The sequence below is a fragment of the Streptomyces silaceus genome (assembly GCF_001419745.1).
GTDB classification, from domain to species: Bacteria; Actinomycetota; Actinomycetes; order Streptomycetales; family Streptomycetaceae; genus Streptomyces; species Streptomyces silaceus.
The window spans coordinates 14,912-15,200 of the sequence record NZ_LIRJ01000364.1 but is presented as its reverse complement, the minus strand read 5'-3'; the positions used below and the strand labels follow the sequence as shown (position 1 = coordinate 15,200).

The following is a 289-nucleotide window of genomic DNA, read 5'->3' as shown; positions in this document are numbered from 1 at the left end:
GTCATGGACCGTGTCGTGGCCCCCCTCCGCGGCAGCCCCTCGTTCACGTACCGCAGGTGCCGCCGCCCCTCCCGGCAGGACGCGCACTGGTGGAGGTGGGCGGAGACGGCGGCGGTGTGGCGGCGTACGGGGCGGCCGCGGAGTGAGGCCACGACACGGTCCATGACCGCGGCGCACTCCGCGCTCGCGGGACGCACGTGCCGCCGCAGATATCCGGCCCGCAACGCCTCCTTGGATCGGTAGACGAGGGAGGACGCGGCGGTGGGCGCGATGCCGAAGCGTTCGCCGA

At 74.7% G+C, this 289-nt stretch carries 1 pseudogene; it reads right to left on the bottom strand.

Annotation, left to right across the window (positions count from 1 at the left end):
• A pseudogene (locus AOK22_RS42015) lies at positions 1 to 289 on the bottom strand (hypothetical protein); the annotation flags it as partial.